Raw genomic sequence first — 22,030 nt, 5'->3', positions numbered from 1 at the left:
AAGCCTGTTCATGCGAATTCTGATTGTTGAAGACGAAAAAATTCTGGCCGGCCAGCTGGCTGAACAGCTGCGCCTCTCCGGCTTTGTCACCGACCTCTGCCACGATGGCAACGAGGCCGGTTTTCTCGGCGAGACCGAGCCCTACGACGCCATTATTCTCGACCTCGGTCTGCCGGGGCGCGATGGCCTGAGCGTGCTGAAGGAGTGGCGCAGCAAGGGGATCGATACCCCGGTGCTGGTGCTGACCGCCCGTGGCCAGCTGCACGAAAAGATCGAGGGGCTCAACGCCGGTGCCGACGACTACCTCACCAAGCCGTTCCAGGTGGCCGAGCTGGTGGCGCGGGTCCATGCGCTGGTGCGCCGGGCTGCGGGCAACGCCAGCTCCATTCTGGAGATCGGCGGGGTGCGCCTCGACATGGCGGCGTCGCAGGTGTGGTACGAAGGGACCCCCATCAAGCTGACCGCCCACGAGTTCCGGGTGCTCGGTTATCTGATGCAGCACCGGGGCAAGGTGGTGTCGCGCAGCGAGCTGATCGACCACATCTACGCTCAGGATTTTGACCGCGACTCCAACACCGTCGAGGTGTTCATCGGCCGGATCCGCAAGAAGACCAACCCCGATCTGATTGAGACAGTGCGCGGCCTCGGGTACCGGATCAACGAATGAGGCTGGTGAGAACCCTGCGGGGGCGACTGCTCGCCATCGCGCTGGTGTGGTGCGGGCTGTTTCTGTTCGCCACCGGCTTCAGCCTGCAGACCATGATGCGCAACTACTGGCAGGAGGCGGAAGCCGACGGCCTGCGGTTGCAGCTCTATGATCTGCTCTCCCGGCTGGAAGTGGCGAAAACCGGCCTGCCGGTGGTGACCGAGCCGATGTCAGATCCCCGTTTCAGCCAGCCTTACTCCGGCTACTACTGGCAGCTGGAGCTGGATCACAAGGTGGTGGGGCGCTCCCGCTCCCTGTGGGACACCCATCTGGTGAGCCGCGGCCTCAAGTCCGCCTTTGGCGACCCCGACCTCTTCTTTGGCAAGGGGCCCAACAAGGAGCCGCTGCTGATCATGACCCGGGCCGTGCTGCTGCCGGGCTCGGATCGGCTGTTCACCCTGGTGATGGCGAAAGACAGCAGTGCCTTGACCCAGACCCTCAACAAGACCCGCATCAGCCTGTTCCTCGGCCTCGGCTTTGCCGCAACCGGTCTGGTGCTGGGCTTCATGTTCCAGATTGTCTACGGCTTGCGCCCCTTAAACCTGTTGCGGCGGGAGCTGGGGCGGGTCCATCAGGGCCATCAGGAGGGGTTCCGGCTGCGCTATCCGCTGGAGATCCAGCCGCTGGTGGAGGATATCAACCGGCTGCTGCACCACTACGGCGAGCTGTTGCAGCGGGCCCGCTCCCACACCGGCAATCTGGCCCACGCCCTCAAGACGCCGCTCAGCATCATGCGCAATCAGGTGGCCCAGCTCTCGCCAGAGGATCAGGCTGCCATCGGCGAGCAGCTCGACCAGATCCAGCGCCATATCGATTACCACCTCGGCAAGGCGCGGGTGACCGGCGCCGCCAAGATCCTCGGTGTCTCGACTCCGGTGCGGGCGCGGGTGGAGTACATCTGCCGCGCCTTCTCCCGCCTCTATCCGGGCAAGACAGTCGATCTGCAGGTGCCGGCCGAACTGGCGGTCGGGGTGGAGGAGCAGGACTTCGACGAGATGGTGGGCAACCTGCTGGAGAACGCCTTCAAGTGGTCCGCCAGCGAGCTGCGCATCTCCAGCGCCGAGCTGGGGGGCTGGATCACCTTGCGCATCGAGGATGATGGCCCCGGCATGAGCGAGGATCAGATCGCCAAGGCGGTGCTGCGCGGGGTGCGGCTCGACGAGAAGGTGCCGGGCTCGGGCCTTGGCCTCAACATCGTCTCCGATCTGGCGGAAGCCTACCGCGGCAGCTTCATCATGGGGCGCGCCGAACTGGGCGGGCTGGCGGCCTCTCTCTCGTTGCCCAAGGTGGCAAGAGTGGAGAGCTAGGCATAAGATATGGCACCTGTTTTAGCCTGAGGAAGAGAACCATGACTGATGATCCATGGGCACTGTGTCACCTCGACGACTCATTCGATGCTTCGGTTCTGGGGATCAAGGGTGCCCAGATCCAGTGGTTTGAAGATCGGGATGGCCTGATTGCCTACCTGCTGGAAGATTATGTCGATCTGCTGGCCGACGTGGGCGAGCTGGAAGAGGAGCAGACCGAGCAGGCGCGCGACCGCTTCACCCTGCTGGTGGAGCAGAGCTTCGACGATCGTACCCTGATGGATGCCATCAACGATCTCGCCTCCGGCTTGCGTCGCATCGCCTGGCTGGGGCCGCTCTCGGAGCTTGCCGAGATCAGCGACGACTTTGCCTCCGGTCTGCGCCGCTACTTCTGGAGCCAGTACGATGGCGACGAAGATGACCCGGATGCCTGGGTGCCGGAAGAGCTCTGGCCGCAACTGGTGGAGAGCGCGCAGGAGTATATGGAAGAGGGCGAGTTCTGATTTCCCTCTCTCCTGTCATCGCAGCGATAAAGAATCGGCGCCTTCGGGCGCCGTTTCTATTGGCGCGGATGGCGCGTTCTTATGGTGATCGGGCGCTGCCCTGTGGGGCGGCATAAGAGCCGGGCAGGGCCGCCATGGGGCGCTTGGTCATTGGTATAAGTAAAAATCGGGTCATTATCGGAAAAGTCATAAATTAAATTTATGCAGGAGAATCAGGCTCCCTCACGGTGCCAGCGCGCGCCGCCAGCGCTGTGCGAGGGGATCGGCCGATCTTCGCTATTGGTGCTGGCGCTTATCCCGACAAGGGATCTCCCCGCCACAACCGGGATAAAAAAACGGCGCCATGATGGCGCCGTTTTGTCCGGTAGCAACCGCCTTAGCCGTTGGCCGGTACCGCGTGGGCGGTGTTGGCCAGCACCGGGCCTGTGTACTTCTCGATCTGCAGCTGGGCCATGTGGCCGCAGTTGCCCTGCGCCAGACTGGACGAGCCCTCGTCGAAGGTGAGGCAGTTGACGTTGCCGTTCTTGCAGATGCTGCCCGCTTCGCCCGGCTTGGCCGGGTCATACCAGGCCCCTTCGCAGATCCGCACCACCCCTTGGCGCACATCTTCGGAGAGCAGGGCGCCCACCAAAATCTGGCCGCGCTCGTTGAAGGCGCGCACCAGATCCCCCTGAGCGATACCACGGGCCTTGGCGTCGGCGGGATGGATCATGATCGCCTCGCGGTCGGCGATGGCGAACTTGTCCCGCAGCGGGGTGTTGTCGAGCTGGGAGTGCAGCCGCTGGGTCGGGTGGGAGGTGTTGAGCGACAGCGGATAGCGTGCCGCCACTTCACTCTTCACCCACTCTTTGGGCTCATACCACTTGGGATGGCCGGCGCAGTCGGCATAACCCATTCCCGCCACCGTGTTGGAGAAGATCTCGATCTTGCCGGACGGGGTACCGAGCGGGTTGAGCAGCGGGTTCTCGCGAAAATCGGCGTGACGGATCCACTGGCGGTTGGCCTCCGGGATCGGGAAGCGGATGTAGTTGTTGGACTCCCAGAACATGTTGAACGGCGGCAGCGCGACCCGGGCGCCGCGAGCCTGCGCGGCCATGCCGTCGTACATCTGCTTGAGCCACAGCATCTCGTCCTTCCCTTCGGTGTACTGCTCCTGCACGCCCAGCTTGGCGGCGATGGCGCTGAAGATGTCGAAGTCGTTGCGGGCCTCAAACTGCGGCGGCACGCACTGGTGCATCGGGAAGACATAGCGCTGGGAGTAGTCGCCGCCCATCTCCAGATCGTTGCGCTCGTAGCTGGTGGTGACCGGCAGCACGATATCGGCGTGTTTGGCGGTGGCCGTCCAGTAGGGCTCGTGGACGATCACGGTCTGCGGCTTGCGCCACGCCTGCAGCAGGTTGTTGGTGTCCTGATGGTGGTGGAAGGGGTTGCCGCCCGCCACGTAGACCAGCTTGATGTCCGGATAGGTCACCTTGCGGCCGTTGAAGTCGATGGTATTGCCCGGGTTGGCGAGACAGTCGGCGATGCGGGCCACCGGGATCGGGGCTGGGCTGTTCTTCGGTGCGTTGCCGGCGGAGATGCCCGCCAGAATGCCGCCCTTGGCGGTGGGACTGCCACCGGAGGAGTAGTGGTAGCTGAAGCCGTAGCCGCCGCCTGGCAGGCCGATCTGGCCCAGCATGGAGGCCAGAGTGACCAGCATCCAGTTCGGCTGTTCGCCGTGCTGCTGACGCTGCATGCCCCAACCGGCCATGATCATGGTGCGCTTGGCGGCCATGTCGAGGGCCAGCTGGCGGATCACCTTGGCATCGACGCCGCAGACAGTGCTCGCCCACTCGGCGCTCTTCGGCTGACCGTCATCCTTGCCGAGCAGGTAGTTCAGGAACTTGTCGAAGCCGACGGTGTAGCGATCGAGGAAGGCTTGATCGTGCTTCTTCTCGCTGTAGAGGGTGTGGGCCACCCCCAGCATCATGGCCACGTCGGTGTAGGCGTTCGGAGCAATCCACTCGGCGCCGACCAGCTTGGCGGTCTCGTTGTAGATTGGATCGATGCTGATGACGCGGGTGCCTTTCTCTTTCAGCGCCTTGAAGCCAGCCTGACCTTCGTGATCCGGCATGTTCCAGCTGTTCTTCAGGGTGACCTGAGCGTTGACCCCCCACAACACCACCAGTTCGGCGTTCTCCACCACGTTGGGCCAGGCGGTCTGCTGTTCGTACACCTCGATGGAGCCCATCACGTGGGACATGATCACCTGAGCCGCACCGGTGGAGTAGTCACCGGCATAACCGGTGAAGCCGCCGGAGAGGTTCATCAGGCGGTGCAGCAGGGTGCGGCTGTTGTGGAACATGCCGACACTCTTCCAGCCGTAGGAACCGGCGTGGATCGCCTGCGGGCCGAAGTCAGACTGGACACGCTGGATCTCGCCGGCCACCAGTGCAATGGCTTTCTCCCAGCTCACCCGTACCCACTCGTCGGCGCCGCGCAGTTCGGGTTTGGCGCCCGGGCCATGCTCCAGCCAGCTCTTGCGTACCATGGGGTACTTGATGCGGTTCTTGGCGTGCACCTGGAACGGCGCCATATCGATGAGATCGTTCGGTGCCGGATCATCGGCCACCGGCTGGACGCGCACCATGCGGCCATCCTCGACGATCGCCTCGAAGGCACCCCAGTGGGCGCCGGTCAGAATGCCCTTCTGGGCCTGAACAAGGGTCGGGAACTGGCTCAATGCGGTGCTGATGGCTTGCGCCAGCGCGCTCTTGGGAAAAATGCCGCCGAGCAGGGGCAGGGCGGCGCAGGCACCGAGCCCCTTGAGCAGGTTGCGGCGGGAGAGATTGGTCTGCTTGTCGTTAAAACGGGTCATTGGGATTCTCCTCTACCAGCCTCAGTGGGCCGCGCTCATGTCGCTGGCGTGTTTCTGGACATACTGGGTCAGCATGCGTGCCTGTTCCGGGGTGAGGGAGGTACGAGACTCCATCCCCTTGATGACGCCGATCCACTGGTTGGCGTTGAAGTGATCCAGCGCGGTGAGGCCGTGGCAACCGGTGCAGTTGTTGGACATCAGGGTGGAGGCGTATTGCCACAGCTTGCCCTGATCGCCGATGAGCTGGCTCTCGTCCACCCAGGCGGTCAGGCTGACCTGATGCCAGGTGAGGTTGGTGGCGCTGTCGGTTTCGCTCTTGCCGGTGACCAGCGCTTTCTTGGCGGCATCGCCGACCAGTACGCTGAGGATCCGTTTGCCGGGGGCGGCGTAGAACACTTCGCTCACGCCATCCTGCTGCCAGCCATCGATGCGCACCCGGGCGCGGCCATTCTCCTTGCCCATCATCTCAACCTGAGTGGAGGGCATCAGGGTGCCTTCATCGGTCTTGGCGCTGGCATCCAGATAGAGCGGGGTGGTGGCGATGGCGTAGCGGGTGGTGACGCTGGCCGGGGTCTGGGCGGCGGCTTGCGCCAGTTCGCTGGCACCGGCGGCAGCCAGACCGCTCATGTCGGGCATGATGTGGGCGACGCCGCGGTGGCAGTCGATGCAGGTCTGGCCATCCTTGATGGCGATGGGGTGCTCGGCACGGGCGTTGGGGCGCTGGGCCAGAATGTCCATGGCTGCGTAGCTGTGGCAGCTGCGACAGGTGGCGGAGTCATTGGCTTTCAGCTCGTCCCACACGGTCTGGGCCATCCGCAGCTTGTGGGCCTCGTATTTCTCGGGCGTGTCGAGGGTGCCGATCGCCTCGTGATAGATATCCTTCACGGCGCGGATCTTGGTCCACAGATAGGAGGTGGGGTCGCCCGGGATGTGGCAGTCGGCACACTCGGCGCGGATCCCCTTGGTGTTCTGGAAGTGGACGCTGCCCTGATACTCGGCCAGCGGGGTCTGCATGGAGTGGCAGGAGACGCAGAATTCGGTGGAGCTGGTCTTGTGCAGCACGGTCACGGTGACGCCGAGGGCGGCGATACCCAGCATGGCGCCCAGCAGCAGGAGCCAGAACCAGGTTTTTCTTATCAGTTTTCCAATCATGGGGGCTGTGTCCTGTGGTCGATGAATACCAACATAGTAGTAGGTACATGGTAGTCATCGGGGGCGCAGGAGGCGTTGACCTCAATCATGGTTTGAATTTTAAGATGTGCGTCACATTGTGATTTATGTTTCGTTATTGATTTATTTATCGAATTTAGTTCTGAAAATTGTCGATTTAATGATTATTTTACTTTCTTCTGCCGCTGTTAGCCCCCTCGCAAAACCCTGACGGATTCGTTGATATAGTCGGGATTGAGCCTCCACGGAGTGTCGCTGATGAGCCCTTTCTCCCTGCTGTGTGTCGCCGCCGATGTCCAGCTGCTGGCCGAGTTCGAACAGGAGCTGGCTCCGCTGCTCAGCCGCTTTGCGCTGGTGGTCGCCACCGGGCAGGAGTCGGCCGAGCTGGCGCTTGAGGAGCTGGAGCGCAAGGGGCAGCCGCCGGCCGTGGTGGTGTGCGACAGCGATCTGGGGGATGGCCGCGGGGCCGACTTTCTGATCCGCCTCGGCAGCCAGCATGAGGCGTGCCGCAAGATCCTGCTGGGCAGTCAGCCCGAGATGAAATCGATCATCGAGGCGGTCAACCTTGGCCGCCTCGACTACTACCTGCAGCGCCCCTGGCGCGACGGCAGCCTGCGCCGCGCCGTCATCGAGCAGGCGAGCCAGTTCGTGCTGCACTGCCCGGAGGCGGATCTGCTGAGCTATGCGACCGTGCTCGACAACCAGCGGCTGCTGCGGGCCCACGTCGATCGCCAGCTGGCCGAGTATCGTCAGGGCTTTATGGATTACACCCGTTGCAGCGACGAGGAGTTGTCGCGGGTGGTGATCGACGGCCTCTACCAGTTTTTCGAAGGCAACGACGAGGCGCGGGTCTGCCGCCACTACAGCCCGGGCCATGTGCTGACCCGCGAGGGGGAGCCCAACAGCTTCCTCTGGTTTATCGCCAAGGGGGAGGTGGTGCTGCGCAAGCGCGACGCCCACGGGGTCGATCAGGAGGTGGTGCACTACCGCTCCGGCGCGCTGGTGGGGGGCATGTCCTTCGTCACCGGCGAGCCCGCCTTTACCACCGGAGTGACCCTGACCGGCGCCGAGGTGATCAAGCTCGACAAGCTGCAGTTCTCCCGCGTCATGGAGGCGCGCAGCGAGCTGCTCCCCTCCTTTACCAACCTGCTGCTGCGCCATTTCAACCGTCGCCTGCAAAACAGCATCCGCACCGAGATGCGGTTGCAACAGACCCTTGACTCCCTCGAAGCGGCTCATGCCCAGCTGATGGAGAGCGAGAAGATGGCGATGCTGGGCCAGCTGGTGGCCGGTGTCGCCCACGAGCTCAACAACCCGGTGGCGGCCATTATCCGCGGCAGCGAGACCCTGCGCGCCGCCATCCCCGATCTCATCAACCTCGAACTGCCCACTGCCCTCAAGGGGCTGGGCAATCAGACCCTCTGTCAGGCGCTCTCCTCCCAGCCGGTCTCGACCAGCGAGATCCGCGACAAGACCCGGCAGGCTGAACGGCGCTTTGGCGAGCGTCAGCAGGCGCGGCTGGCGGTGCAGATGAATCTGGATGACGAGCTGAGCTGGCAACGCTGGTTTGCCGGGCGCACCGCCAGTGAGCGGGAGGCACTGCTGGTGCAGCTGGAGCTGTTCCAGCAGACCGGCAGCTTCCTGCGCAATATCGAGGTGTGTGCCCGCCGCATCGGTGATCTGGTCAAGAGCCTCAAGCAGTATGCCCGGCAGGACAGGGACGAGCCCTCGCTGGTGGATCTGCACGAGGGGCTGGAAGATACCCTGCTGATGTTCGAGAACCGCCTCAAGCAGCATGAGCTCTGCAAGGAGTACCAACCGCTGCCGCTGGTGCGCTGCCATCCCGCCGCCCTGCAGCAGGTGTGGACCAACCTCATCGCCAACAGTCTGGATGCCATGAGCGAGCCGGGAAGATTGACGGTGCGCACCGGCCTGCCGGAGCCCGGCTGGGTGATGGTGGAGGTGGAGGATAGCGGCTGTGGCATCGAGCCCGAGCTGTGGCAGCGGATCTTCGATCTCAACTTCACCACCAAGCGGGAGGGGCACTTTGGCCTCGGCATTGGCCTGAGCGTCTCGTTGCAGATCGTGCAGCAGCATCACGGCTGGATCGAGGTGGCCTCCGAGCCGGGGCGTTACACCCGGATGCGGGTCTGCCTGCCGCTGGGGGATATCGGGATGGCCGACTACGGGGGAGAGCCCCGCCACAACGAGCATGCGGCCTGAGCGGGCGCATCTGCCATAAGAGGGCGTGCCGTGGTGCGCCGCCAAGGAGGAGCAATGAACAAACACTATCTGATCCTGTGCGTGGACGATGAGCGGGAGGTGCTGGAGGCGGTGCTCCACGACCTCGCACCGTTTCGCAGCCATTTCGAGCTGGATGGCGCCGAGAGCGTCGATGAGGCACGCGAGGTGGTGCACGAGTGGGAGCGGGAGGGGGGCAGGCTGGCGCTGATCCTCTGCGATCACATCATGCCGGGAACCTTGGGGGTCGACTTTCTGGTGGAGTTGAACCGGCGTAGCGCGACCCGGGCCAGCCGCAAGCTGCTGCTGACCGGACAGGCGGGGCTGGAGGCGACCATAGAGGCGGTTAATCGCGGCGGATTGCACTACTACCTCGCCAAGCCGTGGAAGCTGGAGAGCTTGCAGGAGGCGGTGCGCGAGCAGCTGACCGACTATCTGCTGACGGAGGATGGCGACAACGCCTTCCACTATGCCCCCGTGCTCAATCAGGCGCGGCTGTTTGCCGCCATTCACGACAATCCGTTCGACGAATAGTCGCGGTTGGGCTTTATCGGTGGGCGCTGTATACTGTCTGCATATACAGTGTTTCAGGTAGTCACCGATGCGACTCTTCATCGCCGAGAAGCCCACTCTGGGGCGCGCCATTGCCGATGCCCTGCCCAAGCCCCACAAGAAGGGCGACGGTTTTATCGAGACCGCCCAGGGGGATGTGGTCACCTGGTGTATCGGCCACCTGCTGGAGCAGGCCGAGCCAGATGCCTATGACACCGCCTTCAAGCAGTGGCGGATGGAGCATCTCCCCATCGTCCCCGCCCAGTGGCAGCTGGTGGCCAAGCCCAAGACCAAAACCCAGCTCACCGTCATCAAGCGGCTGATCAAGCAGGCCGACTGCGTGGTCAACGCCGGTGACCCGGACCGGGAAGGACAACTGCTGGTGGACGAGGTGATCGACTTTCTCGGCTACCCGAAAACCAGGCCGGTGCAGCGTTGTCTCATCAGCGATCTCAACCCGCCTGCGGTGCGCCGCGCCCTCGACAAGCTCAGAGACAACAAGGAATTCGTGCCGCTGGCGGTCTCGGCGCTGGCTCGCAGTCGGGCCGACTGGCTCTACGGCATCAACATGACCCGCGCCTACACCCTGCTCGGACGCAAGGCCGGTTGCAGCGAGCTGCTCTCGGTTGGTCGGGTGCAGACCCCGCTGCTCGGGCTGGTGGTTCGGCGTGATCTCGAGATCGAGGCCTTCGTCCCCAAACCCTTCTACGAGGTGCTGGCCCATCTGCTGACCGATAGCAACGAGCGCTTCACCGCAAAGTGGCTGCCGTCCGAAGCCTGCCTGCCGTGGCAGGACGAGGAGGGGCGGGTGCTCAACCGGGCGCTGGCCGACAAGGTGGTGAACCGGATCAACGGCCAACCCGCACAGGTCGAATCGGTGGAGGAGCAGGCCCGCAAGCAGGCGGCGCCGCTCCCCTATAACCTCTCCAGCCTGCAGATCGATGCCGCCAAGCGCTTCGGCATGGATGCCAAGCGGGTGCTCGACATCTGCCAGAGCCTCTACGAGCGCCACAAGCTCATCACCTATCCGCGCTCCGACAGCCGTTATCTGCCGAGCGATCACTTCAACCGGGCCGAGCAGGTGCGGGGCGCCATCGCTGCCACTGCTCCAGCGTTGGCCAAGGCTGTGAGCGAGGCGGACGGCAAGATCCGCAGCAAGGCGTGGAACGACAGCAAGGTGGATGCCCACCACGCCATCATCCCCACCGAGAAGCAGGGAAATCCCGCCACGCTGGGGGCCGACGAGGCGAAGCTCTATGGCCTGATTGCCCGCCAGTACCTGCTGCAGTTCTATCCCCCATTCGAATACAACGACAGCAAGGTGCTGCTGCGCATCGCCGGTGGCCTGTTTCAGGCCAAGGCACGGCGCATTCTGAAAGCGGGCTGGAAGGCGTTGCTCGGAGTGGAGGAGGATGACGACGAAGAGAAGGCCGGTACCCTGCCGGCTCTGAAGGAGGGCGAACAACTGCTCTGCGAGCGTGGCGAGTTGCAGGAGAAGATGACCCAGCCGCCCAAGTCATTCACCGATGCCACCCTGCTGGCGGCCATGACCGGCATCGCCCGCTATGTGCAGGATCCCGAGATCCGCAAGACCCTGCGCGAGACCGACGGCCTCGGCACCGAGGCGACCCGGGCCGGTATCATCGACCTGCTGTTCAAACGCCGTTTTCTGGTGCGTCAGGGCAAGAGCATCAAGGCGACACCGACCGGGCGGGCACTGGTGCAGGCGCTGCCTGCCACTGCCACCACGCCGGATATGACGGCGCTGTGGGAGCAGAGCCTCGGCCAGATCGCCGAGCGTCACGGCAGCTATCAGCAGTTTATGGGGCCGCTCACCGAGCAGCTGCACGGCTTGATCGAGGGGGCGCGGCAGGACTCTGGCGCCAGCTTCAGCGCCCTGCCCAAGGAGGCGCCGGGTGCCGGCAAGCGGCGCTTTGCCAAGCGCAAGAGTCCGGCCGCTGGCGGCGCTGCGCCCCGCAAGAGTTCAGGCAAAAGTGCAGGCAGGAGCACGGGCAAGCGGACGACCAAAAGCCAGGCGGCCTGACCATGGGGTGTCAGCAGGAAAAAGAGAGGGGCCATGATGGCCCCTCTCTTTTTGTCGGCGTAATGATCAGCAGCCATTAGCCGGTGTAGACGCTCTCTTCCGGATACTTGATGCGGGTCTCGCTCGGGCGGGCCAGCATAAAGGCGAGGGTGAGCGGGCCGAGACGGCCGCAGATCATCACCAGCACCAGAATGAACTTGCCCGGGCCGCTCAGGCTCGGGGTGATGCCGGTGGAGAGGCCGACGGTGGCAAAGGCCGAGATGGTTTCGAACATGATTTTGTCGAACGGCAGGGCGTCGGTGATCATCAGCAGGAACATGGCCAGCATCAGCACCATGGTGCTGACGATGATGATGGCCAGCGAGCGGGTGACGATCTGGGGCGACAGGGTGCGGCCGAAGGCGGTGACGTGAGGGCGCTTGGTCAAAAACGCCTTGGTTGCCAGCAGCACCACGGCAAAGGTGGTCACCTTGATACCACCACCGGTGGAGGTGGCACCGGCACCGATAAACATCAGCATCATCATGAACAGCAGCGAGGCGGGCACCATCTGGCCGATGTCGATGGAGTTGAAACCTGCGGTACGGGCGCTGGCCGACTGGAAGAAGGCCGCCAGCAGCTGGCCGCCAATACCGGCGTTGCCAAAAGTGCCCGGGTTGTTGCGCTCCAGCAGCCAGAAGACCACGGTCCCCAGCAGTAGCAGGGCCGGCGTCATCAGGATCATCAGCTTGCTGTGCAGCTTCAGTTTGCGCCAGCGACGGTTGCGCACCAGATCGACGATAACGGTAAAGCCGATACCGCCGAGGATCAGCAGGCCGGCGATGGTCAGACAGATGAGGGGGTCATCCCGGTAGCTGATCAGGTTGTTGGCAAACAGCGAGAAACCTGCGTTGTTGAAGGCTGAGACAGCGTGGAAGAAGCTGACATAGAGGCCGCGACTCCAACCCATTTCGGGCACCCAGCGAATGGCCATCAGGCCGGTGCCGATCAGCTGGGCGATGAAGGCGAACAGCACGATCCGCTTCACCAGCTGGATGATGTTGACCGAGCCCTCCTGTCCCAGCGCCTCCTTGGCGAGTACCTGCTGGCGCAGGCCGACCCGCTTGCTGAAGATGGCGATGAGCAGCAGGGTCATGGTCATCTGCCCCAGCCCGCCAATCTCCATCAACATGATCAGAAAGATCTGCCCCTGCAGGGTGAAGGCGGTGCCGGTGTCCACCACGCCAAGACCTGTCACGCAGATGGCCGAGGTGGCGGTGAACAGGGCGTTGATGAAGCTCACCTCGCCGTTATGGCTGGAGGGCTGCACCAGAAAGATAGTGCCTATCAGCAGGATGATCAGAAAGCTGCCAAGGATCAGCTTGGCCTCGCTCCAGCGGGAGTCATCCTCCCGGTGAAGGGCGAAGGCAAAGCTGTTGCGCCAACGGGTCATAGGGTTTCCAGCCAGTGGTCGATCGCGTGTTTGTTGCCTGCCAGGATGAGGATGTCACCCAGTTGCAGCTCCATCTTGCCGGTCAGTACGTTGTGCAGCACCTCGCCGCGCTTGATGGCGAGCAGCTGGAAGTCGTTCTGCTGCAACAGGTGGAAGTCGCTGAGCGCCTTGCCATTTTGCTGCAAGCCGATGACGAACTCGGTCAGCACCATGTCGTGACCCAGCTCCAGATAGTCGAACAGGCGGTTGTCGAGCATGCTCTGCGCGACCCGGCGGCCCATGTCCCACTCGGGGTTGATCACCTTGTCGGCGCCCACTTTCTGCAGGATCTTGGCGTGGAACTTGTCGCGTGCCTTGACCCACACCTTCTTCACACCCGCCTCTTTCAATACGAGGGTGGTGAGGATGCTGGTTTCCAGGTTGTCACCGATGGCGACGAAGACGATGTCGAAGTTGGCCAGCCCCAGCTCGGCGACGGTAGCCTCATCGGTGGCATCAGCCACGACAACGTGGTTGCAGAGGGTGGCGATTTGGCGGGTCTTGCTCTCGTCGATATCGATAGCCAGCACCTCGGCATCCTGCCGCTGCAGCTCTTCGCACAGCGCGCTGCCAAACAGGCCCAGGCCGATGACGGCAAACTGGTTGTTCATGAGTTATTCCTCAACAGTTGAAGCTGACTACTCTAAACCACTGTTATTCGTCCGAAAAGAGCACAGATTTTTCGTCACCGGCAACTTGAGGTAGACTGCGTCCTTGCACCAAGCCGGGATAGACAGATGAAACTGAATGCCAACGCCTCCTTGTTGAAACTCAACACCCTCGCCCTCGATGCTTACTGCCTCTGGTTGGCCGAGGTGGAGCTGATCGCGGATCTGGCTGCCCTGCGAAGTGATGCCGAGCTGAACACGTTGCCCCGTCTGAACCTGGGTGGTGGCAGCAATGTGCTGTTTACGACCGACTTCCACGGTCTGGTGGTGCTCAACCGCCTCAAGGGTATTACCGCTCAGGATCAGGGCGATCACTGGCTGCTCCATGTCGCAGCGGGTGAGGATTGGCATCAACTGGTCTGCCATACCCTGCAACAGGGCTGGTACGGACTGGAGAATCTGGCGCTTATCCCCGGCACGGTCGGTGCGGCCCCGGTGCAGAACATCGGCGCCTACGGGGTCGAGCTGGCGAACTTCTGTGCCTATGTCGAGGCCTTCAACTGGCAGAGCGGTGAGATCGAGCGGATCGAGGCGCAGCAGTGCCGCTTCGGCTATCGCGACAGTATCTTCAAGCACGAGTATCAGGGCTCCCATCTGATCACCGCAGTCGGCCTCAAGCTACCCAAAGCATGGCAGCCGGTGCTGGGCTATGGCCCGCTGGCTGCGCTTGGCGACCAGCCGAGCGCGCAGGCCATCTTCGACACCGTCTGCGCCACCCGCATTGCCAAGCTGCCGGATCCCGCCGTACTCGGCAACGCCGGCAGCTTCTTCAAGAATCCGGTGGTGCCCGCCGCGCTGGCCGATTCGCTCAAACTGACATATCCGCAGATGCCCTGTTATCCGGCCGGGGAGGGGCAAGCCAAGCTGGCGGCTGGCTGGCTCATCGATCAGTGCGGTCTCAAGGGATTTGCCATCGGCCGCGCCGCCGTTCATCAGGAGCAGGCGCTGGTACTGGTCAATCTGGGGGGCGCCAGCGCCATGGAGCTGATCGCGTTGGCGGCACACGTGCGCGACAGCGTGGAGCAGAAGTTTGGTGTGGTGCTGGAACACGAGGTGCGCTTCATGGGCGCGCAGGGTGAAACCTGGCTCGATGAGGTGCTCTCATGACGTTGACTCCCATCAGACAGACCCTGATCACCCTGCTCAGCGATGGCCAGTTTCACTCCGGCGAACAGCTGGGCGAGCAGCTCGGTATCAGCCGGGCGGCAGTGAGCAAGCACATGGCTGCACTCAAAGAGCTGGGGCTGGATCTCTTTAGCCTGACCGGCAAGGGCTACCGGCTGGCGGTGCCGATGGCGCTCTATGACGAGGCGAAGCTGCAGGCACTGGCACCGATGGCGCCGGTGCACTGCTTCCCGGTGATCGGTTCGACCAACCAGCATCTGCTGGACAGGGTCAATCAACTGCGCTCTGGCGAGAGTTGCCTTGCCGAGTGCCAGACTGCCGGGCGCGGTCGCCGTGGCAAGCCCTGGGTCTCGCCGTTCGGTTGCCAGCTGATCCTCAGCATGTACTGGCGGCTGGAGCAGGGGATGGCTGCCGCCATGGGGCTGAGTCTGGCGGTTGGTGTTGCCGTGGTAGAGGCGCTGGAGTCGCTCGGTTATCACGGTGTCGAGTTGAAGTGGCCCAACGATCTCTACTATCAGGGGCGCAAGCTGGCGGGCATTCTGGTGGAGATGAGCGGCAGCGCCGGTGCCAGTTGCCATCTGGTGATCGGGATCGGCCTCAATCTGGCGATGCCGGCCCGTGAAGGGGAGAAGATCGATCAGGCCTGGGCCGAGTTGCGCCACATCAATCCCGAGCTGGTTGATCGCAATGAGCTCGCTGCCCGGATGATCGCCTATCTGCAGCGGGCGATGCAGACCTTCGAGCAGAGTGGATTGGCGAGCTTTGTCGATCAGTGGAACCGGCTCGACCACTTTGCCGGTCGCCCCGTCCGTCTCTTGATGGGGGAGCAGGAGATCCGCGGTATCGCCCGTGGTATCGACGATCGCGGCGCCCTGCGGCTGGAGACGGAGGAGGGGACCAAGTTCTATCTGGGTGGCGAACTCTCCCTGCGCCGGGGTGATTGAGCGTTGCGCCTGACGATAATCGTTAGCGACAAAAAAGAGAGGGGACCTGCGGGTCCCCTCTCTGTTATCCGGCTATCTGCAACGGTGCGAACTGCCGTGCTTATTTGCGCAGCTTGATCTGTTCGATGGCGTGCTCGTTGCCCTTGGTCAGGATCAGGTTGGCCCGCTCCCGGGTCGGCAGGATGTTCTCCTGCAGATTGAGATAGTTGATATCCTGCCAGATGTTGTTGGCGATCTGGGTCGCTTCGCTCTCGGTCAGCTTGGCGTAGTGGTGGAAGTAGGAGTCCGGGTCCGAGAAAGCACCGCTGCGGAATTTGAGGAAGCGCTCGATATACCAGGTGCGCAGCAGATCGGCTTCGGCATCCACATAGATGGAGAAGTCGACGAAATCGGAGACAAACACCCGGTGCGGTTCCTGCGGATAATCCATACCGCTCTGCAGTACATTGAGCCCTTCCAGGATCAGGATGTCCGGCTGCTCCACCACCTTCTTCTCGTCAGGGATGATGTCGTAGATAAGGTGGGAGTAGACCGGCGCTTCCACCTTCTCGTGGCCAGCCCGGATATTGGCAACAAACTCCACCAGATGGCGGATGTCGTAGGATTCCGGGAACCCCTTGCGGCGCATCAGGCCACGCTCCTCCAGCACCTTGTTGGGATAGAGGAAGCCATCGGTGGTGACCAGCTCCACCCGCGGGTGTTCCGGCCAGCGCTCCAGCAACGCCTGCAGGATACGAGCCGTGGTGCTTTTGCCCCCCGCCACACTGCCGGCGATGCTGATGATATAGGTACCCTTGCCGCGTGACTGGCCGAGGAACTGTTCCAGTACCCGGCTGCGGCGCTGCTTGGCTTTGACATAGAGATTGAGCAGGCGGGAGAGGGGCAGATAGATCTCCTCTACCTCCTTCAATGACACCTTTTCGTTGATCCCGCGCAGGGTTTGCAGATCGTGTTCGGTCAGGGTCAGGGGGACCGAATCGCGCAATAACGCCCATTTTTCGCGGGTGAATTGCAGATAGGGGTTATGCTCTGTCGTCATGGTGTCATCACTGTTTCTTTGGCACGGCGACCATACACCAAGGGGTGGAGAGCGACAAGGGACGCATCCAGATTGGCCTGAATCCCTCCACTTTTTTGCCCGGATCCCGGCAATAATCCACATTTTGCAAGGTGCAATGGTTGCATCCCCCAAATCCTTACAATAAAATGCGCGACGCTTGGATGTCTGTCGCCTGTTTGCTCGGCAAAAGCGATAAAAAACAGTGGGTGCAAGCAGAATTACCACTGTGACAATCTGGCATCTGGAGGGGTTCCCGAGCGGCCAAAGGGATCAGACTGTAAATCTGACGGCTCTGCCTTCGAAGGTTCGAATCCTTCTCCCTCCACCATATTTCTCTGCGGTTTGAGTTCTTTGGGTTAGAGAAATGCGGGCATCGTATAATGGCTATTACCTCAGCCTTCCAAGCTGATGATGCGGGTTCGATTCCCGCTGCCCGCTCCAAGATGCTGATATGGCTCAGGCGATACCAAGAGCTACGCCCTCAGGGTGAAGTCGGCAGTCGAACCTGTCTGTCAGCACCAGCCTCTCTTCCCCACCAGATTCAAATCCATCATATAAACTGTTCTGTGGTTAGCTTGCCACCGCGTACTCAGCGTTAGTTTAGAGGGACGATCATGTCTAAAGAAAAATTTGAGCGTAATAAACCGCACGTTAACGTGGGTACCATCGGCCACGTTGACCACGGTAAAACCACCCTGACTGCAGCTATCACCAACGTGCTGGCCAAGCACTTCGGTGGTAAAGCTTTCGCCTTCGACCAGATCGACAAGGCACCGGAAGAGCGTGAGCGTGGTATCACCATCAACACCTCCCACGTAGAATACGACACCGCTACCCGTCACTACGCACACGTAGACTGCCCGGGTCACGCCGACTACGTTAAAAACATGATCACCGGTGCTGCCCAGATGGACGGCGCGATCCTGGTAGTAGCAGCGACTGACGGCCCGATGCCGCAGACTCGTGAGCACATCCTGCTGGGTCGTCAGGTAGGCGTTCCGTACATCATCGTGTTCATGAACAAGTGCGACATGGTAGATGACGAAGAGCTGCTGGAACTGGTCGAGATGGAAGTTCGCGAACTGCTGTCCGAGTACGACTTCCCGGGTGATGACCTGCCGGTAGTCCGTGGTTCTGCACTGAAAGCGCTGGAAGGCGAAGCTCAGTGGGAAGAGAAGATCCTGGAACTGGCTGGCCACCTGGACAGCTACATTCCGGAGCCGGAGCGTGCAATCGACCAGCCGTTCCTGATGCCGATCGAAGACGTATTCTCTATCGCTGGCCGTGGTACTGTAGTTACCGGTCGTGTAGAGCGCGGTATCGTTAAAGTTGGTGAAGAAGTGGAAATCGTTGGTATCAAAGATACCACCAAGACCACCTGTACCGGCGTTGAAATGTTCCGTAAGCTGCTGGACGAAGGTCGTGCAGGCGAGAACATCGGTGCACTGCTGCGTGGCGTGAAGCGTGAAGACGTAGAGCGTGGTCAGGTACTGGCCAAGCCGGGCACCATCAAGCCGCACACCAAGTTTGAATCTGAAGTGTACGTACTGTCCAAAGAAGAAGGTGGTCGTCATACCCCGTTCTTCAAAGGCTACCGTCCGCAGTTCTACTTCCGTACTACCGACGTGACCGGTACCATCGAACTGCCGGAAGGCGTAGAGATGGTAATGCCGGGCGACAACATCAAGATGGTTGTTACCCTGATTGCACCGATCGCGATGGACGACGGCCTGCGTTTCGCTATCCGTGAAGGTGGCCGTACCGTAGGTGCTGGTGTTGTAGCTAAAGTTATCGCTTAATCTTTGGCTTACATAAATAAAGCAAAGCCCCTATAATAGGGGCTTTCTTATGCAGGGGCGTAGTTCGAATTGGTAGAACAGCGGTCTCCAAAACCGATGGTTGCGGGTTCGAGTCCTGCCGCCCCTGCCATATACCTCGTCTCGTACGGGGCTTTTGTGTCTTTGGTTACGTCAGATACAGGTGGGTTGTATGAGTGTTAGTTCTGAGAGCCAGGGCGGAAGCAAGGATACCCTGCTTTGGGGCCTGGTTTTCATTATCCTGGCGGCTGCTGTAGTGGGTAATTACCTGCTCAACGATGTTGTCGCTGCCGTCCGCGCCCTGGGTGTGGTCGTTGTCGTCGCTGCTGCTGGTGCAGTAGCCCTGCAAACCACCAAGGGAAAGGCTACGCTGGCATTCGCCCGTGAGTCTCGCCTGGAAGTCCGCAAGGTCGTATGGCCAACCCGTCAGGAAGCCATTCAGACAACCCTGATTGTGCTGGCGGTGACCGCCGTGATGGGGCTGCTGCTGTTCGTTCTGGACGGCGCCTTGGTCTGGTTGGTCAACCTGATTACCGGTGTGTAAGGATAAGCCATGACTGAACAACGTGAACAGCGTATGAGATGGTATGTCGTGCAGGCGTTTTCCGGCTATGAAGGCCGTGTTGCCAAATCCCTGCGTGAACATATCAAGATGCATGGCATGGAAGACATGTTCGGTGAAGTACTGGTCCCGACCGAAGAAGTGGTCGAGATGCGTGCAGGCCAGAAGCGCAAGAGTGAGCGCAAGTTTTTCCCGGGTTATGTCCTGGTCCAGATGATCATGGATGAAACCACATGGCACCTGGTACGCAACGTACCGCGTGTAATGGGCTTCATCGGCGGTACCTCCGACCGTCCGGCACCGATCTCCGATAAAGAGGCCGATGCCATCCTGAACCGTCTGCAGGATGCCCACGACAAGCCGCGTCCGAAAACCCTGTTTGAACCGGGCGAAATGGTGCGGGTTGCCGATGGTCCGTTTGCCGACTTCAACGGTACCGTTGAAGAGGTGGATTACGAGAAGAGCCGCGTGAAGGTCTCTGTACTGATCTTCGGTCGTTCTACTCCGGTTGAGCTGGATTTTGGTCAGGTCGAAAAGGGCTGATTGATTTCTGTTCACTCAACAGTTGTCAGGGGCAGCGAATATCTCTATAATTCGCTGCCCCTTTATTAGTTGGGGAGCCGTTTGCAGGAGCATGTCTCCGAGGCGCTAGAACCCATTTTTGAGGTAATTTCCTAATGGCTAAGAAAGTCACAGCTTATATCAAGCTGCAGGTTGCTGCTGGTGCAGCCAACCCGTCTCCTCCCGTTGGTCCTGCACTGGGTCAACACGGTGTGAACATCATGGAATTCTGTAAGGCGTTCAACGCTCGTACAGAGAAGCTGGAAAAAGGTTCACCGACTCCGGTCGTGATCACCGTTTACAGCGACCGTTCCTTCACCTTCGAAACCAAGACTCCGCCTGCTTCCTTCCTGCTGAAGAAAGCTGCTGGCATCAAGTCTGGTTCTTCCAAGCCGAACAAAGACAAGGTTGGTAAGGTGACCGTTGCCCAGCTGCAAGAAATCGCCAAGACCAAAGAGCCGGATATGACCGGTGCCGATCTGGATGCAAAAGTACGTTGCATCGCCGGCTCCGCTCGTTCCATGGGTCTGGTAGTGGAGGAGTAAGACAATGGCTAAACTGTCCAAGCGTATGCGCGTTATTCGCGAAAAAGTTGACGGTACCAAAGAGTACTCCATCAACGAAGCCATTGCCCTGCTGAAAGAACTGGCTACCGCCAAGTTCGTTGAAAGCGTTGACGTTGCTGTCAATCTGGGTATCGACGCTCGTAAATCTGACCAGAACGTACGTGGTGCAACTGTACTGCCGCACGGTACCGGTCGTGACGTTCGCGTTGCCGTATTTACCCAAGGTGCCAACGCCGAAGCTGCCAAAGCTGCCGGTGCTGACCTGGTAGGTATGGATGACCTGGCCGATCTGGTCAAGAAAGGCGAGATGAACTTCGACGTAGTTATCGCATCCCCAGATGCCATGCGCGTTGTTGGTCAACTGGGTCAAATCCTGGGCCCGCGCGGTCTGATGCCGAACCCGAAAGTTGGTACTGTAACCCCGAACGTTGCCGAAGCCGTCAAGAACGCCAAGGCTGGTCAGGTTCGTTACCGTAACGACAAGAATGGTATCATCCATACCACTCTGGGTAAGGTTTCTTTCAACGAAGTTCAGCTGAAAGAAAACTTGGAAGCTCTGCTGGTTGCCCTGAAAAAAGGCAAGCCCTCTTCCGCCAAAGGTCAATTCATCAAGAAAGTCAGCATCTCCACCACCATGGGTGCCGGTGTTGCCGTAGACCAAGCTTCTCTGGAAGCTCAGGCCTAATTGATGGGTTTTACAAGGCGCAAAATTTAATCTATAATTTTGCGCCTTGATTGGTTGGGGGTTTCGACCTCCGTCCAAGACCGCAGGAGGCTGCAAAGCCTTAATGTTTCCTGCGTAGACGGTGCCGGAAACCCAGCGAGAAAGATTCTTTCTCTTCTGGAATCCTGCTACCGCATCGTTCCCCTCTGTTGTAAAGGTAGGGGGGATGTGTCAGTACTGGGTCATTTGACCCGGATTCAATCCAGGAGTTAAGCCAATGGCATTGGGACTCGAAGACAAAAAGGCAATTGTTGCTGAAGTCAACGAAGCTGCCAAAGGCGCTCTTTCTGCAGTTGTTGCCGATTCTCGCGGTGTCACTGTAGACAAGATGACCGTCCTGCGTAAAACCGCTCGTGAAGCCGGTGTGTACATGCGCGTTGTGCGTAACACCCTGCTGCGTCGCGCGGTAGAAGGTACCGAATACGAGTGCCTGAACGACGCATTTACCGGTCCTACCTTGATTGCTTTCTCTAACGAACACCCGGGCGCTGCTGCTCGTCTGTTCAAAGAGTTTGCCAAAGCGAACCAAAAGTTCGAAATCAAGGCTGGCGCTTTTAACGGTGAGTTTATCGCCGCAGCACAAATTGATCGTCTGGCCACGCTGCCGACTTACGAAGAAGCAATTGCGAAGTTGATGGCTACCATGAAGGAAGCCTCTGCTGGCAAGCTGGTTCGTACTATCGCTGCTGTTCGCGACCAGAAGCAAGCTGCTGCTTGATTCTCGCCTATCTAGGCTGTTTGAGTTTATTCAACATCAGGAATTTTTGTCATGTCTATCACTAAAGACCAAATCATCGAAGCCGTTGCTTCCATGTCCGTAATGGAAGTTGTTGAGCTGATCGAAGCTATGGAAGAGAAGTTCGGTGTTTCTGCCGCTGCTGCCGTAATGGCTGGCCCGGCTGCTGCTGAAGCAGTAGAAGAGAAGACCGAGTTCGACGTAGTTCTGACTGCTGCCGGTGCTAACAAAGTTGCCGTTATCAAAGCCGTTCGTGGCGCTACCGGTCTGGGCCTGAAAGAAGCCAAAGATCTGGTAGAAGCTGCTCCGGCTAACCTGAAAGAAGCCGTCTCCAAAGACGAAGCTGAAGCTCTGAAGAAAGAGCTGGAAGCTGCCGGTGCTTCTGTTGAGATCAAATAATCTGCATTTATGTAGAT

General features: G+C 60.5%; 20 protein-coding genes and 3 tRNA genes. 18 read left to right on the top strand and 5 right to left on the bottom strand.

The annotated features are described in order from the left end of the window. Window positions 1-10: 10 nt before the first annotated feature. The 3 genes from I6L40_RS00915 to I6L40_RS00905 are packed head-to-tail and all read left to right on the top strand — an operon-like array spanning window position 11 to window position 2,516. Window positions 11-667 (top strand): response regulator transcription factor, encoded by a 657-nt coding sequence (locus I6L40_RS00915; protein WP_005339826.1) that lies wholly within the window; start codon window positions 11-13, stop codon window positions 665-667. Next, on the top strand, window positions 664-2,013 hold the full coding sequence (locus I6L40_RS00910) for a sensor histidine kinase (protein WP_139395595.1): 1,350 nt from the start codon (window positions 664-666) through the stop codon (window positions 2,011-2,013). Before I6L40_RS00915 ends, I6L40_RS00910 begins: the two co-directional genes overlap by 4 nt. A 41-nt stretch (window positions 2,014-2,054) precedes the next feature. Further along, window positions 2,055-2,516 carry a hypothetical protein gene (locus I6L40_RS00905; RefSeq protein ID WP_216994865.1) on the top strand — a complete coding sequence of 154 codons (462 nt, stop codon included), beginning with the start codon at window positions 2,055-2,057 and terminating at the stop codon, window positions 2,514-2,516. Between the two features lie 376 nt (window positions 2,517-2,892). Here the strand turns inward: I6L40_RS00905 and torA are convergent, their stop codons facing one another. After that, complete coding sequence (torA, locus tag I6L40_RS00900; protein ID WP_216994864.1) at window positions 2,893-5,373, bottom strand: trimethylamine-N-oxide reductase TorA; 2,481 nt, start codon at window positions 5,371-5,373, stop codon at window positions 2,893-2,895. Between the two features lie 21 nt (window positions 5,374-5,394). Further along, window positions 5,395-6,525 carry a NapC/NirT family cytochrome c gene (locus tag I6L40_RS00895; protein WP_043850759.1) on the bottom strand — a complete coding sequence of 377 codons (1,131 nt, stop codon included), beginning with the start codon at window positions 6,523-6,525 and terminating at the stop codon, window positions 5,395-5,397. Window positions 6,526-6,801: 276 nt separating this feature from the next. Here I6L40_RS00895 and I6L40_RS00890 point away from each other — a divergent pair, with 276 nt between their 5' ends. The 3 genes from I6L40_RS00890 to I6L40_RS00880 all read left to right on the top strand — a co-directional run bounded on the left by I6L40_RS00890 (window position 6,802) and on the right by I6L40_RS00880 (window position 11,380). Next, window positions 6,802-8,766 carry an ATP-binding protein gene (locus tag I6L40_RS00890; RefSeq protein WP_216994863.1) on the top strand — a complete coding sequence of 655 codons (1,965 nt, stop codon included), beginning with the start codon at window positions 6,802-6,804 and terminating at the stop codon, window positions 8,764-8,766. A 54-nt stretch (window positions 8,767-8,820) separates the two neighbouring features. After that, window positions 8,821-9,318, top strand: coding sequence for a response regulator (locus tag I6L40_RS00885; RefSeq protein WP_042031861.1), 498 nt, complete (start codon window positions 8,821-8,823; stop codon window positions 9,316-9,318). A gap of 67 nt (window positions 9,319-9,385) precedes the next feature. Continuing rightward, window positions 9,386-11,380, top strand: a complete 1,995-nt coding sequence (locus tag I6L40_RS00880; protein ID WP_216994862.1) for a DNA topoisomerase III — start codon at window positions 9,386-9,388, stop codon at window positions 11,378-11,380. Between the two features lie 76 nt (window positions 11,381-11,456). Here I6L40_RS00880 and I6L40_RS00875 read toward each other — a convergent pair whose 3' ends face one another. Both I6L40_RS00875 and I6L40_RS00870 read right to left on the bottom strand, forming a co-directional pair. Beyond that, complete coding sequence (locus tag I6L40_RS00875; protein WP_071913858.1) at window positions 11,457-12,812, bottom strand: TrkH family potassium uptake protein; 1,356 nt, start codon at window positions 12,810-12,812, stop codon at window positions 11,457-11,459. After that, window positions 12,809-13,462 carry a TrkA family potassium uptake protein gene (locus I6L40_RS00870; protein WP_043850763.1) on the bottom strand — a complete coding sequence of 218 codons (654 nt, stop codon included), beginning with the start codon at window positions 13,460-13,462 and terminating at the stop codon, window positions 12,809-12,811. The genes I6L40_RS00875 and I6L40_RS00870 overlap by 4 nt, the downstream gene beginning before the upstream one ends. A 126-nt stretch (window positions 13,463-13,588) precedes the next feature. On the opposite strand from I6L40_RS00870, the gene murB reads away from it, so the two are divergent. Then, window positions 13,589-14,626, top strand: a complete 1,038-nt coding sequence (gene murB / locus I6L40_RS00865; protein WP_071913860.1) for a UDP-N-acetylmuramate dehydrogenase — start codon at window positions 13,589-13,591, stop codon at window positions 14,624-14,626. Next, window positions 14,623-15,588: a bifunctional biotin--[acetyl-CoA-carboxylase] ligase/biotin operon repressor BirA gene (gene birA / locus I6L40_RS00860; protein ID WP_071913862.1), complete on the top strand. Its 966-nt coding sequence runs from the start codon at window positions 14,623-14,625 to the stop codon at window positions 15,586-15,588. The genes murB and birA overlap by 4 nt, the downstream gene beginning before the upstream one ends. Before the next feature lie 100 nt (window positions 15,589-15,688). Here the strand turns inward: birA and coaA are convergent, their stop codons facing one another. Beyond that, window positions 15,689-16,627, bottom strand: coding sequence for a type I pantothenate kinase (coaA, locus tag I6L40_RS00855; protein ID WP_033114855.1), 939 nt, complete (start codon window positions 16,625-16,627; stop codon window positions 15,689-15,691). Window positions 16,628-16,891: 264 nt separating this feature from the next. Here coaA and I6L40_RS00850 point away from each other — a divergent pair. The 10 genes from I6L40_RS00850 (at window position 16,892) to rplL (ending at window position 22,013) form a co-directional block, all read left to right on the top strand. Then, a tRNA-Tyr gene (locus I6L40_RS00850) sits at window positions 16,892-16,976 on the top strand. A gap of 38 nt (window positions 16,977-17,014) precedes the next feature. Further along, window positions 17,015-17,089 (top strand) — tRNA-Gly (locus tag I6L40_RS00845). Window positions 17,090-17,262: 173 nt separating this feature from the next. Then, window positions 17,263-18,447 carry an elongation factor Tu gene (gene tuf / locus I6L40_RS00840; protein WP_074042664.1) on the top strand — a complete coding sequence of 395 codons (1,185 nt, stop codon included), beginning with the start codon at window positions 17,263-17,265 and terminating at the stop codon, window positions 18,445-18,447. A gap of 53 nt (window positions 18,448-18,500) precedes the next feature. Continuing rightward, window positions 18,501-18,577 (top strand) — tRNA-Trp (locus I6L40_RS00835). A 60-nt stretch (window positions 18,578-18,637) separates the two neighbouring features. Beyond that, entirely contained in the window at window positions 18,638-19,009 is a 372-nt protein-coding gene (gene secE, locus I6L40_RS00830; RefSeq protein ID WP_033114962.1) for a preprotein translocase subunit SecE, read from the top strand. A 9-nt stretch (window positions 19,010-19,018) separates the two neighbouring features. Further along, window positions 19,019-19,570, top strand: a complete 552-nt coding sequence (gene nusG / locus I6L40_RS00825; RefSeq protein WP_005306318.1) for a transcription termination/antitermination protein NusG — start codon at window positions 19,019-19,021, stop codon at window positions 19,568-19,570. 134 nt (window positions 19,571-19,704) lie between these two features. Continuing rightward, window positions 19,705-20,133, top strand: coding sequence for a 50S ribosomal protein L11 (gene rplK / locus I6L40_RS00820; RefSeq protein ID WP_033114963.1), 429 nt, complete (start codon window positions 19,705-19,707; stop codon window positions 20,131-20,133). Window positions 20,134-20,137: 4 nt separating this feature from the next. Continuing rightward, window positions 20,138-20,839 carry a 50S ribosomal protein L1 gene (gene rplA / locus I6L40_RS00815; protein ID WP_005339888.1) on the top strand — a complete coding sequence of 234 codons (702 nt, stop codon included), beginning with the start codon at window positions 20,138-20,140 and terminating at the stop codon, window positions 20,837-20,839. 256 nt (window positions 20,840-21,095) lie between these two features. Continuing rightward, the gene (rplJ, locus tag I6L40_RS00810; RefSeq protein ID WP_005339895.1) at window positions 21,096-21,596 is read left to right on the top strand and encodes a 50S ribosomal protein L10; all 501 of its coding nucleotides are present in this window, start codon (window positions 21,096-21,098) and stop codon (window positions 21,594-21,596) included. Between the two features lie 51 nt (window positions 21,597-21,647). Continuing rightward, on the top strand, window positions 21,648-22,013 hold the full coding sequence (rplL, locus tag I6L40_RS00805; protein ID WP_011707702.1) for a 50S ribosomal protein L7/L12: 366 nt from the start codon (window positions 21,648-21,650) through the stop codon (window positions 22,011-22,013). Window positions 22,014-22,030 lie beyond the last annotated feature (17 nt).

It is taken from the genome of Aeromonas sp. FDAARGOS 1410, assembly GCF_019048745.1.
In the GTDB taxonomy this organism is placed as follows: Bacteria; Pseudomonadota; Gammaproteobacteria; order Enterobacterales; family Aeromonadaceae; genus Aeromonas; species Aeromonas jandaei.
This window is presented reverse-complemented; position numbering and strand designations above follow the sequence as displayed.

Coding starts and splice junctions, on each gene's coding strand:
- I6L40_RS00915 (WP_005339826.1), top strand. CDS start 11: ATGCGAATTCTGATTGTTGAAGACGAAAAAATTCTGGCCGGCCAGCTG.
- I6L40_RS00910 (WP_139395595.1), top strand. CDS start 664: ATGAGGCTGGTGAGAACCCTGCGGGGGCGACTGCTCGCCATCGCGCTG.
- I6L40_RS00905 (WP_216994865.1), top strand. CDS start 2,055: ATGACTGATGATCCATGGGCACTGTGTCACCTCGACGACTCATTCGAT.
- torA (WP_216994864.1), bottom strand. CDS start 5,373: ATGACCCGTTTTAACGACAAGCAGACCAATCTCTCCCGCCGCAACCTG.
- I6L40_RS00895 (WP_043850759.1), bottom strand. CDS start 6,525: ATGATTGGAAAACTGATAAGAAAAACCTGGTTCTGGCTCCTGCTGCTG.
- I6L40_RS00890 (WP_216994863.1), top strand. CDS start 6,802: ATGAGCCCTTTCTCCCTGCTGTGTGTCGCCGCCGATGTCCAGCTGCTG.
- I6L40_RS00885 (WP_042031861.1), top strand. CDS start 8,821: ATGAACAAACACTATCTGATCCTGTGCGTGGACGATGAGCGGGAGGTG.
- I6L40_RS00880 (WP_216994862.1), top strand. CDS start 9,386: ATGCGACTCTTCATCGCCGAGAAGCCCACTCTGGGGCGCGCCATTGCC.
- I6L40_RS00875 (WP_071913858.1), bottom strand. CDS start 12,812: ATGACCCGTTGGCGCAACAGCTTTGCCTTCGCCCTTCACCGGGAGGAT.
- I6L40_RS00870 (WP_043850763.1), bottom strand. CDS start 13,462: ATGAACAACCAGTTTGCCGTCATCGGCCTGGGCCTGTTTGGCAGCGCG.
- murB (WP_071913860.1), top strand. CDS start 13,589: ATGAAACTGAATGCCAACGCCTCCTTGTTGAAACTCAACACCCTCGCC.
- birA (WP_071913862.1), top strand. CDS start 14,623: ATGACGTTGACTCCCATCAGACAGACCCTGATCACCCTGCTCAGCGAT.
- coaA (WP_033114855.1), bottom strand. CDS start 16,627: ATGACGACAGAGCATAACCCCTATCTGCAATTCACCCGCGAAAAATGG.
- tuf (WP_074042664.1), top strand. CDS start 17,263: ATGTCTAAAGAAAAATTTGAGCGTAATAAACCGCACGTTAACGTGGGT.
- secE (WP_033114962.1), top strand. CDS start 18,638: ATGAGTGTTAGTTCTGAGAGCCAGGGCGGAAGCAAGGATACCCTGCTT.
- nusG (WP_005306318.1), top strand. CDS start 19,019: ATGACTGAACAACGTGAACAGCGTATGAGATGGTATGTCGTGCAGGCG.
- rplK (WP_033114963.1), top strand. CDS start 19,705: ATGGCTAAGAAAGTCACAGCTTATATCAAGCTGCAGGTTGCTGCTGGT.
- rplA (WP_005339888.1), top strand. CDS start 20,138: ATGGCTAAACTGTCCAAGCGTATGCGCGTTATTCGCGAAAAAGTTGAC.
- rplJ (WP_005339895.1), top strand. CDS start 21,096: ATGGCATTGGGACTCGAAGACAAAAAGGCAATTGTTGCTGAAGTCAAC.
- rplL (WP_011707702.1), top strand. CDS start 21,648: ATGTCTATCACTAAAGACCAAATCATCGAAGCCGTTGCTTCCATGTCC.